The sequence below is a fragment of the Yoonia sp. KMU-150 genome (genome assembly GCF_056858355.1).
Window position 1 is genome coordinate 66,479 of the sequence record NZ_JBXEQF010000002.1, and the last position, 18,970, is coordinate 85,448.

Here is an 18,970-nt window from a genome sequence, read left to right on the forward strand (position 1 = left end):
TGACACATATTGGCAGTAGGTGAGGGCTGCGAAGCATCAGCTACTTCCGCGTTCTTTTGACCTTCCGCGCGACCTTGTCGGCTTTCTTCTTCGACGCTTTCGCCTTGCGTTTCACCGGCTTTCCGCGCCCCCTCGACGGGCCGCGCGGCATCGCCTTACCCTCAAGCGTCAGCAGGTCGACGATCAGACCCCCGGTCACCGGTGCCGCCTCCACCAGCTTTACCTGCACCTTCTGCCCCAGCCGGATCACGACACCGGTGTCAGATCCCATCAGCGTCTGCGTCTCGGCGTCGTAATGAAAATATTCGGCCCCCAGATGGCGCATCGGAATCATCGCATCCGCCCCGGTTTCGTCCAGCTTCACGAAAACGCCGAATTTGGCGATGCCGCTGATCCTGCCCGAAAACTCCGCGCCCACCCGTTCTTTCAGGAAAGCCGACAGATAGCGGTCGGTGGTGTCGCGTTCCGCCATCATCGACCGGCGTTCGGTGTCGGAGATCTGTTGCGCAGTCTCGGGCAGCCGTTCGATATCCTCTTCCGTCAGGCCGTCCTTGCCCCAGCCATGGGCCGAGATCAGCGCGCGGTGCACGATCAGATCGGCATAGCGCCGGATCGGCGAGGTGAAATGCGCGTAAGCCCGCAGCGCCAGGCCAAAGTGCCCGAAGTTTTCCGGGTGGTAATAGGCTTGCGTCATCGACCGCAGGGTCGAGATGTTCACAAGCTCCGCATGATCCGTGTCGCGCGCCTGTGCCAGCAGCCGGTTCAAATGCGCGGTTTTCAGCACCTGTCCCTTCGCCATGGTCAGCCCGGCCGCCTGCGCCACCTCGCGGAGCGCGTCCAGTTTGTCGGTATTGGGTTCCTCGTGCACGCGGAACAGCAGCGGTGATTTTCTGGCGATCAGCACCTCGGCGGCGGCGACGTTCGCCAGCACCATGAATTCCTCGATCAGCCGATGCGCGTCCAGTCGGTCCTTGAAGTCCACCGCCGTCACCGTGCCCTTGTCGTCCAGCACAATCTTGCGCTCCGGCAGATCGAGATCGAGCGGTTGCCGCCGTTCCCGCGCCGCTTTCAGTGCCTCGTAGGCGGCATAAAGCGGCCTGATCACCTCATCTAATAGAGGCGCGGTCCGGTCATTCGGCGCGCCGTCCATGGCCGCCTGTACCTCTTCGTAATGCAGCGACGCGGCGGACCGCATCAGCGCGCGGTGGAATATCTGCCCCAGCTTGTTGCCGTCGGCATCTATTTTCATCGCCACCGCGATACAGGCCCGGTCAACGCCCTCGTGCAGCGAACATAGGTCGCCCGAAAGCACATCGGGCAGCATCGGCACCACGCGGTCGGGGAAATAGGTGGAGTTGCCCCGCTGCCGCGCCGCCCGATCCAACGCCGAATCGGGGCGCACGTAGTAGGCCACATCCGCAATCGCGACCCAGATGACGAAACCGCCCTTGTTCGTCGGGTCGTCGTCCGCCTCTACGAAACAGGCGTCATCATGGTCACGCGCATCCGACGGGTCGATGGTGACGAGCGGCATGTCGCGCAGATCGGTCCGCTTGCCAAGTGGTGCGGGCTTGGCGGAGTCCGCCTCCGCGATCACCTCGTCGCTGAACTGGTCGGGGATGTTGTGCTGGTGGATCGCGATGAGCGACACCGCACGCGGTCCGCTCGGGTCACCCAGCACCTCGATCACACGCGCCTTGGGCAGCCCCATGCGACCTTTCGACCCCGTCTGCTCTGCCTCGACCAACTCGCCTTCTTTTGCATCCTTGGAGGCTCCGGCAGGGACGACCCATTCCCGGTCGGATCCCTTGTCGATGGGCAGGATACGGCCGCCGTCGCTGCCTTTGCGGTAGATGCCCAGCACCCGCTGCGGGTTCGTGCCGATACGCCGGATCAGTCGCGCGGTGTGGCTGTGATCTTCGTCTACCACCGCCGTCAGCCGGGCCAGCACACGCTCTCTCGCCCCAAGTGCCGGATCACTCTCGCGCGGGACCATCAGAATGCGCGGCTCCGCCCCGTCGCCGGACCATTCCAGCGGCCGCGCGAAGATGTCGCCATCCGCGTCCGGCCCGGTGATTTCCAGCACGCTGACAGGCGGCAGCACATTCGCGTCGCGATAGCTGTTGCGCCGCTTGGCCAGCTTGCCCTCCGCCTCCAGTTCCTTGAGCATGCGCTTGAGGTCGATCCGCGCCGCACCCTTGATCCCGAATGCCTTGGCGATGTCGCGTTTCGCGGCCTTGGTCGGGTTGTCGGCGATCCATTGCAGGATGTCGGACTTGCTGGGAAGTGATGTCATGGCGCAAGGCCCCTTGTGGTAGAGGATTGGGGGCCAGCCCCCAAACCCCCGAGGTATTTTCGACCAGAAGAAGATAGGCTGATCAGCAGAAGTAGTCGCTCAGGATGCGGGTGTAGATGGACTTGAGTTGATGGATCTGCGCAATCTCGACCCGTTCGTCCACCTGATGCATCGTCTTGCCGACCAAGCCGAACTCTACCACCGGGCAATGGTCTTTCACGAACCGCGCATCTGACGTGCCGCCCGTGGTGGACAGGGCGGGTGTGACGCCGGTTTCTGCCTGCACGGCGCCGGCGACAAGATCGGACAGCGGACCGGGCGGGGTGATGAAACTTTCGCCGGAGACTTTGACCGTCATGTCAATCCTGAGATCGAAACTGTCCGCCACTGCATCGGCCTCTGCCCGCAGCCACTCCGTCAGACTTTCGCCGCTGTGCAGATCGTTGAAACGGATGTTCACGGCAGCCTTGCATGTCGCAGGGATCACGTTGGTCGCAGGGTTGCCGGTGTCGATGGTGACCACAGCGAGGGTCGAGGCATCGAAGTGGTCAGTACCCTCATCGAGTGCGTGCGATGCGAGTCGGTCCATCAGCCGCGCCATCGCGGGTAGCGGGTTGTTGGCGCGATGTGGATAGGCGCTGTGTCCCTGCACCCCCGTGACCGTGAACCACGCCGTCAGCGACCCGCGCCGCCCGATCTTCATCATCTCGCCCATGGTATCGGGGCAGGTGGGTTCACCCACCAGGCACACCGACATCGCTTCGCCCTCCTGCGCCATCCAGTCAAGCAGCGCCGTGGTGCCGTCCTGCGCGTCACCTTCCTCGTCACCCGTGATCGCCAGCACGACCGCGCCGTCGGGCGGTGTGTCGGCCACGAAATCGACGGCGGCAGCAGCAAAGGCGGCGACGCCCGATTTCATGTCCGTCGCCCCCCGGCCATAAAGCCAGCCGTCTTTCGCCTCGGCCCCGAACGGGTCCACCGTCCAGGCGGCCCTATCGCCGACAGGCACAACATCGGTGTGGCCGTTGAACCCGAAGGTCCGGTTCGCGTCCTTGCGGCCCCAACGGGCATAAAGGTTGCAGATGCCACCGCGGTCCACGCGGGTGCAGTCGAAACCGCCGTCGCTCAGCAGTTTTTCCAGCAATACCAACGCGCCGCCCTCTTCCGGCGTGACAGAGGGGCATCGGATCAGGTCGGCGGTCAATGCGACGGGATCAGTCGGCATCCTTGTCGTCTCCTTCGAAGAACGGCGTCATTTGCGCGATGATCACGGAATTTTCGTCCAGAGCGCGTTGCATCAATGCCTTTTCATCTTCGGAAATGTCGTGCCCTTCCGCCAGCCGTTCATCCAGTGTGCCATAACCCGAGACGTCCAGCGGAGCGAGGTCGGCCTGTTTCAGGATCGCGACCGTCTCGCGCACGGCCTCCGCCTCGTCCACGCCGCTGGCAAAGCACATCAGTGCGGCCCCGGTCGCCCCGTCTGGCAAGCCGTCATCGGCATTCCGACCCACCTCGACCAGCAAGGTGAATACTTGCTGTCGGCTGGCTTTCTTGGGCTTTGTTGGCATTGGCAATACCCTGAACGTCAACGAACCTGCCGACGTCTGTCGGCAGGTTCGTTCCTAACCCGGTCGCGCGGAAAGTGCGATCAGCTTTTCACACGGCGATAGAGCACGATCAGCGCCGCAGCACCGGCGGCACCCACGATCAACTGTGGCAGCCAGCTGCGTTCGGCGTAGATGCCGAGCAGGCTCAGCACCAGGTTCAGCACGAAGGCACCGGCAATCCCCAGTCCGATATTGAGAATAAGGCCGGTGTCGGCCTTCATGATGATAGAGGCGATCCAGCCGGCCAGTCCGCCGATAATGATGCTTGCAATAAGTCCCAGTCCCATAGCATGTTCCTTGATGTTGCTTTGATTGCAAACACAGGTCAGTCAGATTTGGTTCCGGTCCTTATCCATCCAGCGCGACCGGACCGCCCACATGGACGATACAATCAGCACGATCTGCATCGGCACAAAGAAGACGAAGAACAGAATGGCAAAGGTGGCCCCTTCACCCGGTTGGGCGGCATAGATCGCTGTCATTACCGGATTGAAGATCAGGGCCAGCACCAGCAGGATGGCCGCCCAGTCACCCAGGACCGGCAGCCATGCCGCCACAAAGCCGGGCCGGTCGTCGCGGGCGATCCGGCCCTTGGCAAGGTGGCGGCTGAGGATCATCAGTCCCGCAGCAACTCGTTGATGCCGGTCTTGGACCGTGTGCGCTCGTCCACACGCTTCACGATCACCGCGCAATAGAGCGACAGGTTGTTCTTTGTCGGCATGGAGCCTGCGACGACCACCGAATAGGGCGGAACCTCGCCGTACATGACCTCGCCGGTTTCCCGGTCCACGATCTTGGTCGATTGGCCGATGAAGACGCCCATGCCCAACACCGAACCTTCGCGCACGATGCAGCCCTCGACCACCTCGGACCTTGCACCGATGAAACAGTTGTCCTCGATGATCGTCGGCCCCGCCTGCATCGGTTCCAGCACACCGCCAATCCCTACACCGCCCGACAGGTGCACGTTCTTGCCGATCTGCGCGCATGATCCGACCGTGGCCCAGCCATCGACCATCGACCCCTCGTCGACATAGGCGCCCAGATTGACGAAAGACGGCATCAGAACGACGCCCGGCGCGATATAGGCCGACCGGCGCACGATGGACCCGGGCACCGCGCGGAAACCGGCGGCGCGCCATTGGTTTTCGCCCCATCCCTGCCACTTCGAAGGGACCTTGTCCCACCAGCTTCCGCCGCCGTTGGACCCCTCGACCATCTCCATATCGTTCAGGCGGAACGACAGCAGCACGGCCTTCTTGGCCCACTGATTGACGTGCCATTGCCCGTCGTCCCGGCGCTCCGCCACGCGCAGCTTGCCGCTGTCCAGCGCGTTCAGCGTGTCCTCGATCGCCTCGCGGGTTTCGCCGGTCGTTGCGGGGCTGATTTGGTCGCGGGTGTCCCACGCGGCTTCGATGGCGGTCTCAAGGGCTGCGTTGGACATGGGCGATGGCTTTCCTGATAATCCCGGTTACGGCCTTCTAGCGAGCGGGCCGTCATCAATCAACGCCACTTGATCGAACAGCCCATCGACGGTGTCTGGTCCTGCGGGCCACCTTCGCCGCGCGCGACAGCATACATCGCGTCGCGCAGTTCCGGCACACGCCCGGCGGGGTCGTTCATCATCGCGCTGTCGATCCGGCCACGGTATTGCAGGCCGCCCTGCGCGTCGAACCCAAAGAAATCGGGCGTGCAGACCGCACCATAGGCCCGCGCGACGCTCTGATCCTCGTCCACCAGATAGGGAGCCGTCAGCCCGTGGGTCTTCGCGAATGCGCGCATGCGGTCGGGGCTGTCAGCGGGATAGGCGGCATAGTCGTTCGACATGATGCAGGCGGTGCCGATACCCGCCTTTTGCAGGTCCGAAACGTCTTTTGCCAGCCGGTCGATCACGGCGATGACATAGGGACAATGATTGCAGATAAACGCGATCAGCATGCCGTGTGTGCCCATCACGCTGTCCCGGGTCCAGACTGCGCCATCCGGGGTTTCCAGACTGAAATCGGGGGCGGGCCACCCGAAATCACACGGTTTCGTTTTCAGCAGCACCACGTTCTCCCATTGCATATTTGCGTCACGCGGGTGACTTTGCCCGTTCCACAGATAAGGGCAAGCCCATGAAAGACGACCGCAAACATCCGTTCCGTGACAGTGGCCAGGACCGCAAGGCCGCGCAGCAAACGCCCGTGACCCCCCAGACACAGGCCCCGTCCTATAAGCTGGCGTTTGCGGACGAGGAATTTATGTGCCGTGATGAGCTGCGCCCGGTGCGCCTGCAGCTTGAACTGCTCAAGCCCGAACTGCTGATGGACGAGGCCGAGATTTGCTCGACGGTTGTGCTGTTCGGCGGGGCGCGCATTCCGCCGCCCGACCTCAGGCAGACTGCCCGAACCGAAACGCTGGCCGATCTGTCGCGCTACTATGAAGAGGCGCGCAAGTTCGCCGAGATCATGACTCGCAAGTCGATTGAGAGCGGCGGCAAGGACAACGTCATCGTCACCGGCGGTGGTCCCGGCGTGATGGAGGCGGGCAACCGCGGCGCGATGGACGCCGGTGGCAAATCCATCGGTCTGAACATCGTTCTGCCGTTCGAGCAGGCCCCGAACGCCTATGTCACGCCCGAGCTGTGCTTCAATTTCCATTACTTCGCGATCCGCAAGATGCACTTTCTGATGCGCGCCGCGGCGATCACTGTCTTCCCTGGTGGCTTCGGCACGCTTGATGAAACTTTCGAGGCGCTGACCCTGATCCAGACCGGGCGCATGGCCCGTGTGCCTTTCCTGCTGTTCGGGCGCGCATTCTGGGAAAAGATCATCAACTGGGAGGCGCTGGCCGATGCCGGCACGATTTCGGCGGATGATCTGGAACTCTTCCGTTTCGTCGAAACCGCCGAGGAAGCCGTTGCGGCGCTGGAGAACTGGGAAGGCAAGGGCGAGAAGCGCGGCGAGATTCCAGGGCGATAGTCACACCTGCGACAAATTCCGCCGCATGGCGGCTCCGGCACTGGAGAATCACCGCGGTTCTGCCGCATCCTGACCCAAAGTCCGACAAACAGGACAGGCAGATATGGTGCGTCGACACGCGCCGGAGGCAGAGCATGATTTCACCCCGCAGCGCCGCAAGGCGTCTGGTCCTGTCGGTCGGCCTGTTTGCCGGCACCGCCGCGCAGTCCGATCCGATTCTGTCGATTGCGGGAACGATGGACGCGACCGAAGACTATACTGTCGTACTCGACGCGTTGGATGCCGCTGGCGCGCAAGCGACGAGCCTCACGCTCTATTGGGATCTGATGGCCCCTGACGGGACCTATGCGCCCGACCCCGACTGGCCGGGCATCGCGAACATCGTCTATCCCGCCGAGGGCTTGCAGGTCACTTTGAACATCGCCGTGATCGACACCGTGGCCGACAGACGCCCAAGCGCCTTTCAGCAAAAGGCGTTTTCCGATCCGGAGGTCATCGCCGGTTTCGAGGCGTTTCTGACCGACGTGCTGACCGCGATGCCCGATGTCACCCTGACCAGCATCGGCATCGGCAACGAGGTCGACGGCTATCTGGACGACACCACCTATGATGAATTTGCGGTTTTCTTCGCCGCAGCCGTCGATGCGGCGCACCGGCTTGCCCCCGACGTGCCGGTCGGCACCACACTGACGTGGAATGGGTTGCGTGACGACCCGCGCGCACAGGCATTGGCCGCGCTGGGCGACGTGCTGATGATCAACCATTATCCGATCACCCCGGAATTTCAGGTCCAGAATCCGCGCAACGCGGCCGCTACCCTGTCGGACATGATTGCACTGGCCGATCGCACACCGGTCTATCTGACGGAAACAGGTTATCCCGGCGGCGGCTGCGGTGCGACGGAAGAGGGTCAGCGGATTTATACGCAGGAAGTGCTGCGCTTTGCCGCGGAAAACACCGAGGCGATGCCCTTGGTCACGCTGGTCTGGCTCCACGATATCCCCGAGGAGACGGCGACCGAATACGCGACCTACTACGGACAGACGGGCGACTGTTTCATGTCCTACATCGGCTCGCTTGGCCTGCGCAGCCATACCGGGCGCAACAAGCCTGTGTTTCGCTGGTTGCGGAACCGGGACGGCTAGATCGCGCTCTTGTCGATCACCGTATCGGGCAGTTCCAACGCCTGCATCGGCGGTTCGTCCGGCGCGCGGATCGCCTGGATCGCGGCGCGCGCCAGAAACGCACCGGCGTCCTCCACCCGCTCCGGTATCGTCAGAATGCCAGAGCGGAAGAGGCGCAGGAACGGCGTCGCTTCTTTCGCCAGCAAGGCCAGATCAGACCCGATCTGTCGGCCCAGCGCCTCTGCCGCGCCGACAGTCGCCACTGCCGCCGTGGTCGATGACGCGATCACGGCGTCGGTTTCGGGGTGCGCCGTCAGATGCGCGCGAACCGCGTCGACAATGGTATCACCTTCATTGTCGCTGGTTACATCAGACAGGATGGTCACAGATTGACCGTTCCGCGCGCCCTGCGTAATGCAGGCATCGACGATATGCCGACCATAGCTTTGCGTGACGGGTGGTGCGATCACCATCACGTTGCGACAGTGCCGATCATTCAGCGTTTCGAGCGCAAGCCGCGCGAAAACGGCGTTATCGAAATCATAGTATGGATGCGTGTCCGCCCACTGGCTGCGCCCATGCGTGGCAAAGGGAAAACTCCGCTCCATCAGATAGGCGATGCGCGGGTCCGCCGGTTCGATCTTGTTGAGAATCACAGCGTCGGCCGACCCGGTCTCGACGATATATCGCACCGGCTTCATCGGGTCGTCCCCAGGGGTATAGGGCGTGACGTTGAGATGAAATCGCGTATCCTGCAATCCCGCGGCGACGGAGGATATCAGCTGCGCCGTGTGGCTGTCGTGTTCCGTCGACATCACCAGACTGATCACGCTTGTCCGCCCCGTGCGCAGACGTACACCTGCCCGGTTCGGGACATAACCGATGTCTTTCGCGATCTGCCGCACGAGCGTCTTCGTCGCCGACTTGATGTCGGGCGCATCGTTGAGTGCGCGTGACACGGTGGGCACCGCAAGCCCGCTGATCTGCGCGATGGTCTTCAACGTCGGCTTGCCATCGGGCGGCATCGCCAACTCGACCGGCAGTCGGGGGCGGATCGTCGCTTTTTGTCGTGCCATGGTTTGGCCCCCTGTTCTTGCCACCCCTGCATGTCCGACGGTCAGGGCGCGGTGATTCTCTGATCCCGTGCCGGAAATTTATTCAGTAGCGGCATAGAGTTGCGCCAACGATTCCGACAGGGAACTTTTATGTCTTGCCTGACCAATCTAAAACGATATAGAATTTTCTACAACGATTTAGAAACGGGAGGAGAGAATCGTGAAACTCACAACCAAACTGCTGGCGGCGACGGCCATCGTCAGCGCATCCGCCGCGTCCGCGGTCGAACTTGAAGTCACCCATTGGTGGACATCCGGCGGTGAAGCTGCCGCTGTCGCAAAGTTTGCCGAAGCGTTCAACGCCACCGAACACACCTGGGTCGACGGTGCCATTGCCGGTTCCGGCGGCACGGCACGTCCGATCATCATTTCGCGTATTCTCGGCGGCGATCCCATGGGCGCCACACAGCTCAACCACGGTCGTCAGGCCGAGGAACTGATCGAGGCTGGTCTGATGCTCGATCTGACCGACGTGGCAGAGGCCGGCGGCTGGGCCGATCTGGTCAACCCTCCCGCACTTCTGGAATCCTGCACGCTGGACGGCAAGATTTACTGCGTGCCCGTCAACATCCACTCCGCGCAGTGGCTGTGGCTGTCCCACGACGCCTATGAAAAGGCCGGTCTGGACGTACCATCCGACTGGAACGAATTTGTCGAAACCGCACCCCAGCTGCAAGAGGCGGGCCTTGTGCCACTCGCCATGGGTCAGCAGGGCTGGCAGCAGAACCTTGCGTTCGGTGCGATCACCATCGCCGTCGCCGGTCTTGACGCCTGGCGCGAAGTCACCGTGAACAAGAATGCGGATGTCGCTCGCGGTCCTGAATATACCGCAGTGTTCGAGGCCGTCGCGGCCGCCCGTGAACTGGCACGTGACAGCAACGTGCAGGACTGGAACCAGGCCACCAACATGGTCATCACCGGCGAGGCCGGCGCGCAGCTGATGGGCGACTGGGCCCAGGGCGAATTCGCCGTGGCCGAACAGGTCGAGGGCGAGGATTACTCCTGCCTGCCCGGTCTGGGTCTGAACGCCATTCTCGATACCGGCGGCGATGCGTTCTACTTCCCGGTCAACGATGATCCAGAAATCACCGCAGCCCAGAAAGAACTGGCCGCCCTGCTGATCTCGCCAGAGGTGCAGGTGTCCTTCAACCTCGCCAAGGGCTCCTTGCCCGTGCGCGGTGACATCGATATGTCCGCGGCCAACGGCTGCATGCAAAAGGGCCTCGGTATCCTGGCTGACGGTGGCGTGCTGCCATCGGGCGACATGAACCTGTCAGCCGACACGCAGACCCAGATCGAGGATCTGATGGCGCAGTTCTGGTCCTCCGACATGCCTGCCGCCGAAGCGCAGGAAAAATATGCAGATATCATCGCCAGCGCCGACTAGGCCCTGAGCGTCACTGCACGCACGCCCGGCGCACCCGTTGCGCCGGGCGACACCACCCCAGATCATCCGTTATTCAAGTGGAGCCGACACGATGACCGTGGCACCGGACCCCCTAGCACAGCCCGCGCGCAGGCCGATCCGCCTGTTCAGGAACCTGTCCGCCAAGATCGCCTCTATCCCGATGATCGTGACCGCACTCTTCGTCTTCGTCGGCGGCACGCTCTGGACGGTCGTTTATTCCTTCACTGGCTCGCGGATGCTGCCCAAAACGAACTGGGTCGGCTTCGACCAGTATGAGCGGCTCTGGAATACCGACCGCTGGATCATCTCGATCAAGAACCTCGCCGTCTACGGCGTCTTCTCGATGATCCTGACGCTGACCATCGGCTTTTGCCTCGCCGCCTGTCTGGATCGGAAAATCCGGTTCGAAAGCGCCTTTCGCACGATTTTCCTCTACCCCTTCGCCCTGTCCTTCGTCGTGACCGGCCTCGCCTGGCAGTGGATCCTCAACCCCGACTTCGGTTTTCAAAGCGTCGTGCGCGACTGGGGTTGGACCAGCTTCAACTTCGACCCGCTCAACAACCCCGATATCGTCATGTTCGGCCTGCTGATCGCGGGCCTGTGGCAAGGCACCGGGCTGATTATGTGCATCATGCTGGCAGGCCTGCGCGGCATCGACGAGGATATCTGGAAAGCAGCCAAGGTCGACGGCATCGGCACCGTGAAAACCTATGTCGTGGTGATCATCCCGATGATGCGCCCGGTCTTCGTGACTTCGCTGGTTCTCATCGCCTCTGGCATCATCAAACTTTATGACCTCGTCGTCGCCCAGACCAACGGCGGCCCCGGCCTGTCCTCCGAGGTGCCGGCGAAATACGTCATCGAATATATGTTCCGCGCCCAGAACCTCGGACAGGGTTTCGCTGCTTCCACGATGATGCTCTGCTCTGTGATCATCATTCTGATCCCATGGGCATACCTCGAATTCGGAGGCAAGAAACGTGGCTAATCCCGCAACGCTGAACCCCGCAATTGCGGCAGACGCCGCCACTGGCCCATCTGGCCCACGCCCGCGCCGCCGGTTCTCTCGCGCCAATATTTTCCTCTACGGCACGCTCATCATCGTCAGCATGTATTACCTGCTGCCGCTCTACGTGATGATCGTCACATCGCTCAAGGGGATGCCCGAAATCCGGCTCGGCAACGTCTTCGGCCCACCGCTGGAGGTCACGACAGCCGCCTGGACAAAGGCATGGTCAGAGGCCTGCACCGGGCTCGACTGCACCGGCCTGTCCAAGGGCTTCTGGAATTCCGTGCAAATCCTGATCCCTTCGGTCCTGTTGTCCATCGCCATCGCGTCGATCAACGGCTACGCGCTGTCGAACTGGAAATTCAAAGGGTCGGAGGTGTTCTTTACCATCCTCATCATCGGCGCCTTCATCCCCTACCAGACGATGCTCTATCCCATCGTGATCATGCTGCGCGAAATCGGCCTGATGGGCGACCTCTGGGGGCTGGTGCTGGTGCATACCGTGTTCGGTATGCCGATCCTGACGCTGCTCTTTCGCAACTACTTCGCCTCGATCCCAGAAGAACTGTTCAAGGCCGCCCGCGTCGACGGTGCCGGGTTCTGGCAGATTTATTTCCAGATCATGCTGCCTATGGCCCTGCCGATCTTCGTCGTGGCGATCATCCTTCAGGTCACCGGCATCTGGAACGATTTTCTGTTCGGCGTGATCTACACCAAACCCGCCACCTATCCGATGACGGTGCAGCTCAATAACATCGTGAACTCCGTGCAGGGCGTGAAGGAATACAACGTCAACATGGCCGCGACACTGCTGACCGGTCTCGTGCCACTCGTCATCTACTTCGCATCCGGCAAACTCTTCGTGCGCGGTATCGCCGCTGGCGCAGTCAAAGGCTGAACATGACCAATTCCGTAGAAATCAAGAACCTCGACCTCAGCTTCGGTGCCGTGAAGGTGCTCAAGGATCTCAACCTCGATATCCGCGAAGGTGAATTCATCGTCCTGCTGGGGTCTTCGGGCTGCGGCAAGTCCACGCTGCTGAACTGCATCGCGGGCCTGCTGGAGGTCACCGCCGGGCAGATTTTCATCAAGGGCCAGAACGTCACATGGGCCGAACCCAGCGATCGCGGCATCGGCATGGTGTTCCAAAGCTACGCGCTCTACCCCCAGATGACGGTGAAGGGTAACCTGTCGTTCGGCCTCAAGAACGCCAAGGTGCCGAAGGACGAAATCGAACGCCGGGTCCAACGCGCCGCCGAAATCCTGCAGATCGAAGCACTGCTGAACCGCAAGCCGGGCGCTTTGTCAGGTGGGCAGCGCCAGCGTGTCGCAATCGGTCGCGCGCTGGTGCGCGACGTCGATGTCTTTCTGTTCGATGAACCGCTGTCCAACCTCGACGCAAAGCTGCGTGTGGACCTGCGTGTTGAATTGAAGCGCCTGCACAACCAGCTTGAAAACACCATGATCTACGTCACCCACGATCAGGTGGAGGCGATGACCCTCGCCGACCGGATCGCGGTGATGAAGGGCGGCAAGATCATGCAGCTTGGCACGCCCGACGAAATCTACAACCAGCCGCGCAATCTCTATGTGGCCGATTTCATCGGCTCGCCCTCGATGAACTTCCGCGAAGGGACGCTGAAAGACGGCGTATTCACATCGGGGGACCTGACGCTGCCCATGACCGGCTATCAGTTCGCCGATACGCCCAGCGGCGAGCGCGCGGTGACCATCGGTATCCGGCCCGAACATATCGTTACTGGGGAGCTGACCTCCGGCGCGCCGGTGCAGATGACTGTGCCTGTCGATCTGGTCGAACCAATGGGCTCCGATACCTTGGTCTATGCCAAGGTCAATAACGAGACCTTCCGCATCCGCATGGATGGTCAGGCACGGGTGAAAGAGGGCGATATGCTCGACATCGGCATCGACCCCGCGCGCGCGTCGCTCTTCGACAAGAGTGATGAAAACCGGCTATGACATCCCTTTCACTCGCCGGTGACTGGCGACTTTTCGATGCCGACGGCGATCATGCCTGCACGCTTGCGCTGCCCGGCGATGGTATCACGGCCCTGCATCGCGCCGGTCTCATCCCCGATCCCTATTGGGGCCGGAACGAATATGACCTGCGCTGGATTTGCGAACGCGATTGGGTCGCCACGCGCGATTTCGCGCTGACCGATACCGATGTCGATCTGGTTTTGTCCGAACTCGACACAGTGGCGACGGTCCGCGTGAACGACACGGTCGTGTTGGAGGCGCGCAATGCCTTTCGCACCTATCGGATTCCGCTACGCAAGGCAGCCCGCGAAGGCACCAACACGATCACCATCACCTTCCACTCCCCTGTCGCGGCGGGAAAGGCCGCGTACGACGCCCACCCCTTCGAAATACCGTGGAGCTGGAACTGCCCGATTCCCTACGGCAACTTCCTGCGCAAACCTGCCTGCGATTTCGGCTGGGACTGGAACATCGCGCTGGCCCCGTTCGGGGTTTACGGAGCACTTGAAATCCAGCGCTCCGCCGCGACCCGGATCGACCGGGTTCAAGTTACGCAGGATCATACCGGCGGCGGTGTCGAATTGACTGTCACGGCGCATGTCACCAACCACGACGGGCCGGTCGAAATGGAAATCGAAGGCCAGAAAATCGGCGGCACCGCGGTGCACGGGCTGTGCACGCTCTGTGCACGCATTTCAGACCCCGATTTATGGTGGCCGGCAGGGCAGGGCGACCAGACACTTTACGATCTGAAACTGAGCGCCGGCAGCGCCGTGGCGACCCGCCGGATCGGCCTGCGATCCATGGAACTGATCACCGAGAAGGATGCCACCGGCCTTGGTTTTAAATTCCGTGTCAACGGGCGCGACATCTTCGCCAAGGGGGCGAACTGGATCCCGGCGGACGCGCTGCCCGGTGCCATCACCGATGCCAAAACCCGCGACCTTCTGCAATCCGCTGTCGACGCCAACATGAACATGATCCGCGTCTGGGGCGGCGGCCGGTACGAGCCGACCTCGTTCTACGACACCTGCGACGAACTGGGCCTGATAGTCTGGCAAGATTTCACGTTCGCATGCAACCTGTATCCATCCGACCGCGCGTATCTTGCTGAAGTCAAAGCGGAAATTGCGGATAACGTCGCGCGCTTGCAGCACCACGCCTGCCTCGCGCTCTGGTGTGGTGACAACGAACTCGTCGGCTCGATTACATGGTACGATGTCAGCAAGAATGACCGCGACCGCTATCTGGTGAACTACGACAGGCTGAACCGCGCGGTCGAGGATGCTCTTTTCGAGACCGATCCCGACGCGAATTGGTGGCCCTCGTCCCCCTCTGCCGGGCCGCTGAATTTCGGCGACACGTTCCACAACGACGGTTCCGGCGATATGCACTTCTGGTCCGTCTGGCACGAAGGCCGCGACTTCGATCACTACCGCGACGTTGCCCCGCGCTTCTGTTCCGAATTCGGCTTTCAAAGCTACCCCGGCATGAACGCGATCCGGCGGTTTTCCGATCCCACTGACCACAACATCGCCGCCCCGATCTTCGAAAGCCACCAGAAGAACGCAGGCGGCAACGCCCGCATCGCCGAGACCATGTTCCGTTATTTCCGCTGGCCGGAAAAATTCAGCGATTTCGTGTACTTGAGCCAAGTGCAACAGGGCCTCGCGATCCGCACGGCGGTGACCCACTGGCGGTCGCTCAAGCCGCACTGCATGGGCACGCTGATCTGGCAGTTGAACGACACCTGGCCAGTCTGCTCCTGGGCGTCGCTCGATCACGGGGGCGACTGGAAGCTGCTGCACTACATGGCACGTGACTTCTATGCGCCGGTGCTCGTTTCCATCATTCCTGAAGGTGCGGACCTCGTGCTGCGCGGCGTCAACGACGCGCCGGTTGGCGTCGAGCTGACGGTAATTGCGCAGGCGGTGAACCTCGACGGCAAGTGTCGGCTGTTGCTCAAGCAGGATGCCGCATTGTCCGACGTCGCGCGCGATCTGGCCCGCATTCCTCTATCCGACTTACGCGCCGATGAAATTCTGGTGGTCGATTGGGAAAACGGCGGCGTTTGCGGACGCACGCACCACGCCCCGCAACCTTACAAAACCTATGATCTGCGCCCTGCAGGTCTGCATTTGGAGACCGCTGACAATACGCTCACCATCACCGCCGATGGCCTGGCGCTTTTTGTCGGACTCGAAGCCGATTGCGCCGGACGTTTCAGCGACAACGCCTTCGACATGCTGCCCGGAGAGACGCGCAGGGTGATCTTCACCCCCGCCGAGGCAGACGCGAAAACGCACTTTACGCTGCGCGACCTGCACAGTGCCACGATGATCTGAAAGGACCCGTCCATGACTCATATATCCTATCAACTCTATTGTTCGCGGAATTTTCCACCGCTCGACGACACCCTCGCCATGATCGCCAAGGCCGGCTTTGCCGAGGTCGAAGGCTACGGCGGTATCCTGGGCGATGTCGTTGGCCTCAAGACCGGACTGGATCAGCACGGACTGACCATGAGCAGCAGCCATATGGGGCTATCAGACGTGACCGGCGACAATGCGGCGGCGGCGCTGGCCACCGCCAAGGCATTGAATATGCGCGCAGTTTTCGTGCCGCATCTGGCGGCAGGTGACCGTCCGACCGATGCAAAAGGATGGACCGCTTTCGGTAAGACCCTTGCGGACGCGGGCAAACCATTTCTGGACGCGGGTATCCGATTTGGCTGGCACAACCACGATTTCGAGTTCGAAGCGACGCCGGAAGGCGACCTGCCACTTGATCTGATCGCCGCTGCCTCGGATGACCTCTCGCTGGAGCTTGATCTGGGATGGGTCCGGGTTGCAGGTTTCGATCCGGCGGAGTGGATCGAAAAATATGCTGGGCGCATCGCCGCCGTGCATGTCAAGGATATCGCGCCCGACGGAGAGAACGAAGACGAAGATGGCTGGGCCGACGTCGGGCATGGCATCATGGACTGGGCCAGCATCTACGCCGCACTTCAGCGTGCAGGTGTCGATCATCTTGTCGCCGAACACGACAACCCGAATGACGACGCGCGCTTCGCGCAACGATCCTACAAGACCATCGCAAACTTCGGTAAAGGGGCCTGAACGATGACACAACTTGGTGTCGGCATCATCGGTGCCGGAAATATCTCGACGACATATCTTCAGTTCGCGCCAATTTTCAAGGCGCTGAAACTGGTCGCCATTGCCGATATCAATATGGATGCCGCCCGCGCCCGGGCCGATGAATACGGTATTCGCGCCGAGACGGTGGACGATCTGCTTGCGGCGGAAGATGTCGATGTCGTCGTGAACCTCACGATCCCGGATGTGCACTACAAGATCACCCGTCGGATCCTTGAAGCGGGCAAGCACGCCTATTCGGAAAAACCGCTGGTGCTGACGCTGGAGGAGGGTAAGGACCTCCGCGATCTGGCGGAGGCAAAGGGCCTGCAAATCGGTTCGGCCCCCGACACGTTTCTGGGTGGCTCGCATCAACGCGCGCGCGCTGCGATCGACGCGGGCGACGTCGGCCGGATCATTGGTGGCACCTGTCACGTCATGGGCCACGGAATGGAGGCCTGGCACCCCAACCCGGACTTTTTCTACAAACCCGGTGCGGGGCCGGTGCTTGATATCGGACCCTACTACGTGACCAACCTCCTGCAATTGCTCGGACCGGTCAAAAGCGTGGCCGCGCTGGCCACGACCACATTTACCGAACGTACCATCGGCAACGGTGCCCGCAACGGCGAGGTAATCCCCGTCACCACCCCGACCAATATCCATGCGTTGCTGGAATTCGCCAATGGCGCGACAGTGACCATGGGCACCAGCTGGGATGTCTGGGCGCATCGGCACGGTCATATGGAACTCTATGGCGCGGACGGCACGCTGTTTCTGCCCGACCCGAATTTCTTTGGCGGCACCGTCGAGATCGCGGGCGAAGACGGCAAGGCGAAGCCGCTGTCGGAATGGGATCATCCTTTCGGTGTGCCCAACCAGGACGACCGCGCGAACTATCGCTGTGCGGGGCTTGCGGATATGGCGACGGCTATCACCGAAGGTCGAGAGCATCGCTGCAACATCGAGCTTGCTGTGCATGCCGTCGACGTGATGACCAGCATTCTGAAAGCGGGCGAGGCAAAGCGGTTCATCGAGTTGTCCACAACCTGCGATCGTCCGGTGTCATTGTCACCGGACGAGGCGCGCGCGCTTCTGGCTTGATTGGCCACGCTCCTGCGGCCCCCGCTGTGCTATAGTGGGGGCCGGGGAGGGACCGGCCATGAAAATCACCATCGGTCAGACGACCTATAAGCTGCATCCATTCACGCCTTACGTCGAAAGGCACAGGTTCAGTATCTTTCCCGGCAGGTATGCCCACCAAAAGGCAATGACGCGCACACTGTATGACCGGACCTACAGGCGTGTTTTTCAATATGACTGCAAAGGTCCTGCAGAAAAACGGATTGGCTTGGGGCCCGGCGACACTGTCCACGCGCCAGCCGAAATCGTCTTCTTCGCGACCCATCATGATCCAACGACCCGCTTCGGGACACCGGACATCAAGATCATTCGCAAGGCCATTTCCCGTGCGATTAAGACGGCGGGCGTGACGCCTGCGCAATGGGTCGGGTCAGTCCGGCAACAATTCGGAGAGCTGAAGCAACCGGTGCCGATCAAGGCCTTCAAGGCCGAGTTCGATCCCAAGATCAGTTTTTCGATCTACGTCGCATTCAATTACCGGTTCTTCTCCCTGTCCGGTGGCCCGAAGCGGCGCGTGGCTGATATGATCCTTGCCGTGCCTACGGGGGTCAAATTTCGGGGCTTCACCGAAGACAGCTGTAACGACGGCGAAGAGGAAACCTATACGTTTCGCGATCCGGTAGAGATCGAGGGCGCGCCCTATGTTCCGTCGGCATCGAAGGCGCGCAAGGTGGTTCGGGCTGATATGAAGGACGAACTTGCCCGTGAGACGGCAGAACGTGAGGCAACCCGGTTGCGGTGGGAGGAGTTGCTGAAAGTCTTTGTCACGAATGATACGCCAAAGAAGGAGCGCAAACGCATCAGGGACTGGCGCAGATCGGTGCTGGATACGCATGACGCGGAAATCAAGCGTTACAAGGACACACTGAAGAAGCTTGGCAATGCGCCTAAAGAGGACGGCACCGATCAGGGCGACTAGCTGGCCTTGCGCAGTTCGGACCCGGATTTCAGAACCTCGTCGCCGTCGTCCTGTTCGATCTTGTAGGCCGGATCGTCGTCGCTGGCATTACGGGTTACCTCCGTCCCGTCGATCTTGAGCGTGATCTTCTGGGTGTATTTCTTCGCGACCTTGCCGGTCCCGGTGCCATTGCCCCAGTCCCACTCGACCTTGTCGCCTTCGTTGTAGTCGGCCATGTGCAGTCTCCTTGCGTTGATCGCAGGAAGAAC

At 61.5% G+C, this 18,970-nt stretch carries 19 protein-coding genes; 10 read left to right on the forward strand and 9 right to left on the reverse strand.

Annotation, left to right across the window (positions count from 1 at the left end; genetic code table 11):
• Positions 1-40 precede the first annotated feature (40 nt).
• The 7 genes from rnr to AC04PH_RS13140 all read right to left on the reverse strand — a co-directional run bounded on the left by rnr (position 41) and on the right by AC04PH_RS13140 (position 5,970).
• The gene (gene rnr / locus AC04PH_RS13110) at positions 41-2,296 is read right to left on the reverse strand and encodes a ribonuclease R (RefSeq protein WP_483066265.1); all 2,256 of its coding nucleotides are present in this window, start codon (positions 2,294-2,296) and stop codon (positions 41-43) included.
• 82 nt (positions 2,297-2,378) lie between these two features.
• Complete coding sequence (dapE, locus tag AC04PH_RS13115; RefSeq protein ID WP_483066266.1) at positions 2,379-3,521, reverse strand: succinyl-diaminopimelate desuccinylase; 1,143 nt, start codon at positions 3,519-3,521, stop codon at positions 2,379-2,381.
• The gene (locus tag AC04PH_RS13120) at positions 3,511-3,864 is read right to left on the reverse strand and encodes a hypothetical protein (protein WP_483066267.1); all 354 of its coding nucleotides are present in this window, start codon (positions 3,862-3,864) and stop codon (positions 3,511-3,513) included. The genes dapE and AC04PH_RS13120 overlap by 11 nt, the downstream gene beginning before the upstream one ends.
• Before the next feature lie 80 nt (positions 3,865-3,944).
• Positions 3,945-4,190: a GlsB/YeaQ/YmgE family stress response membrane protein gene (locus AC04PH_RS13125; protein WP_483066268.1), complete on the reverse strand. Its 246-nt coding sequence runs from the start codon at positions 4,188-4,190 to the stop codon at positions 3,945-3,947.
• Between the two features lie 42 nt (positions 4,191-4,232).
• Positions 4,233-4,520 carry a hypothetical protein gene (locus AC04PH_RS13130; protein WP_483066269.1) on the reverse strand — a complete coding sequence of 96 codons (288 nt, stop codon included), beginning with the start codon at positions 4,518-4,520 and terminating at the stop codon, positions 4,233-4,235.
• The gene (gene dapD, locus AC04PH_RS13135; RefSeq protein WP_483066270.1) at positions 4,520-5,347 is read right to left on the reverse strand and encodes a 2,3,4,5-tetrahydropyridine-2,6-dicarboxylate N-succinyltransferase; all 828 of its coding nucleotides are present in this window, start codon (positions 5,345-5,347) and stop codon (positions 4,520-4,522) included. Before dapD ends, AC04PH_RS13130 begins: the two co-directional genes overlap by 1 nt.
• 59 nt (positions 5,348-5,406) lie before the next feature.
• Positions 5,407-5,970 (reverse strand): thioredoxin family protein, encoded by a 564-nt coding sequence (locus AC04PH_RS13140; RefSeq protein WP_483066271.1) that lies wholly within the window; start codon positions 5,968-5,970, stop codon positions 5,407-5,409.
• A 50-nt stretch (positions 5,971-6,020) separates the two neighbouring features.
• On the opposite strand from AC04PH_RS13140, the gene AC04PH_RS13145 reads away from it, so the two are divergent.
• Both AC04PH_RS13145 and AC04PH_RS13150 read left to right on the forward strand, forming a co-directional pair.
• A complete protein-coding gene (locus tag AC04PH_RS13145; protein WP_483066272.1) occupies positions 6,021-6,866 on the forward strand; it encodes an LOG family protein in 846 nt (281 codons plus the stop codon).
• Between the two features lie 134 nt (positions 6,867-7,000).
• A complete protein-coding gene (locus tag AC04PH_RS13150; RefSeq protein WP_483066273.1) occupies positions 7,001-8,011 on the forward strand; it encodes a hypothetical protein in 1,011 nt (336 codons plus the stop codon).
• Here AC04PH_RS13150 and AC04PH_RS13155 read toward each other — a convergent pair.
• Entirely contained in the window at positions 8,008-9,066 is a 1,059-nt protein-coding gene (locus AC04PH_RS13155) for a LacI family DNA-binding transcriptional regulator (RefSeq protein WP_483066274.1), read from the reverse strand. The two genes, AC04PH_RS13150 and AC04PH_RS13155, sit on opposite strands and share 4 nt — an antisense overlap.
• Before the next feature lie 199 nt (positions 9,067-9,265).
• Between AC04PH_RS13155 and AC04PH_RS13160 the strand changes: the two genes are divergently transcribed.
• From AC04PH_RS13160 to AC04PH_RS13195, 8 genes are all read left to right on the forward strand, one after another.
• Positions 9,266-10,492 (forward strand): ABC transporter substrate-binding protein, encoded by a 1,227-nt coding sequence (locus AC04PH_RS13160; RefSeq protein WP_483066275.1) that lies wholly within the window; start codon positions 9,266-9,268, stop codon positions 10,490-10,492.
• Between the two features lie 91 nt (positions 10,493-10,583).
• Positions 10,584-11,501 (forward strand): carbohydrate ABC transporter permease, encoded by a 918-nt coding sequence (locus AC04PH_RS13165; protein WP_483066276.1) that lies wholly within the window; start codon positions 10,584-10,586, stop codon positions 11,499-11,501.
• On the forward strand, positions 11,494-12,420 hold the full coding sequence (locus AC04PH_RS13170) for a carbohydrate ABC transporter permease (RefSeq protein WP_483066277.1): 927 nt from the start codon (positions 11,494-11,496) through the stop codon (positions 12,418-12,420). The genes AC04PH_RS13165 and AC04PH_RS13170 overlap by 8 nt, the downstream gene beginning before the upstream one ends.
• Before the next feature lie 2 nt (positions 12,421-12,422).
• The gene (locus tag AC04PH_RS13175; RefSeq protein WP_483066278.1) at positions 12,423-13,502 is read left to right on the forward strand and encodes an ABC transporter ATP-binding protein; all 1,080 of its coding nucleotides are present in this window, start codon (positions 12,423-12,425) and stop codon (positions 13,500-13,502) included.
• The gene (locus tag AC04PH_RS13180; RefSeq protein WP_483066279.1) at positions 13,499-15,868 is read left to right on the forward strand and encodes a beta-mannosidase; all 2,370 of its coding nucleotides are present in this window, start codon (positions 13,499-13,501) and stop codon (positions 15,866-15,868) included. Before AC04PH_RS13175 ends, AC04PH_RS13180 begins: the two co-directional genes overlap by 4 nt.
• A gap of 12 nt (positions 15,869-15,880) precedes the next feature.
• The gene (locus tag AC04PH_RS13185) at positions 15,881-16,642 is read left to right on the forward strand and encodes a sugar phosphate isomerase/epimerase family protein (protein ID WP_483066280.1); all 762 of its coding nucleotides are present in this window, start codon (positions 15,881-15,883) and stop codon (positions 16,640-16,642) included.
• Between the two features lie 3 nt (positions 16,643-16,645).
• Positions 16,646-17,764 carry a Gfo/Idh/MocA family protein gene (locus AC04PH_RS13190; RefSeq protein WP_483066281.1) on the forward strand — a complete coding sequence of 373 codons (1,119 nt, stop codon included), beginning with the start codon at positions 16,646-16,648 and terminating at the stop codon, positions 17,762-17,764.
• Between the two features lie 58 nt (positions 17,765-17,822).
• On the forward strand, positions 17,823-18,722 hold the full coding sequence (locus AC04PH_RS13195; RefSeq protein WP_483066282.1) for a hypothetical protein: 900 nt from the start codon (positions 17,823-17,825) through the stop codon (positions 18,720-18,722).
• Here the strand turns inward: AC04PH_RS13195 and AC04PH_RS13200 are convergent.
• On the reverse strand, positions 18,719-18,937 hold the full coding sequence (locus tag AC04PH_RS13200; RefSeq protein ID WP_483066283.1) for a hypervirulence associated TUDOR domain-containing protein: 219 nt from the start codon (positions 18,935-18,937) through the stop codon (positions 18,719-18,721). The two genes, AC04PH_RS13195 and AC04PH_RS13200, sit on opposite strands and share 4 nt — an antisense overlap.
• Between the last annotated feature and the right edge of the window lie 33 nt (positions 18,938-18,970).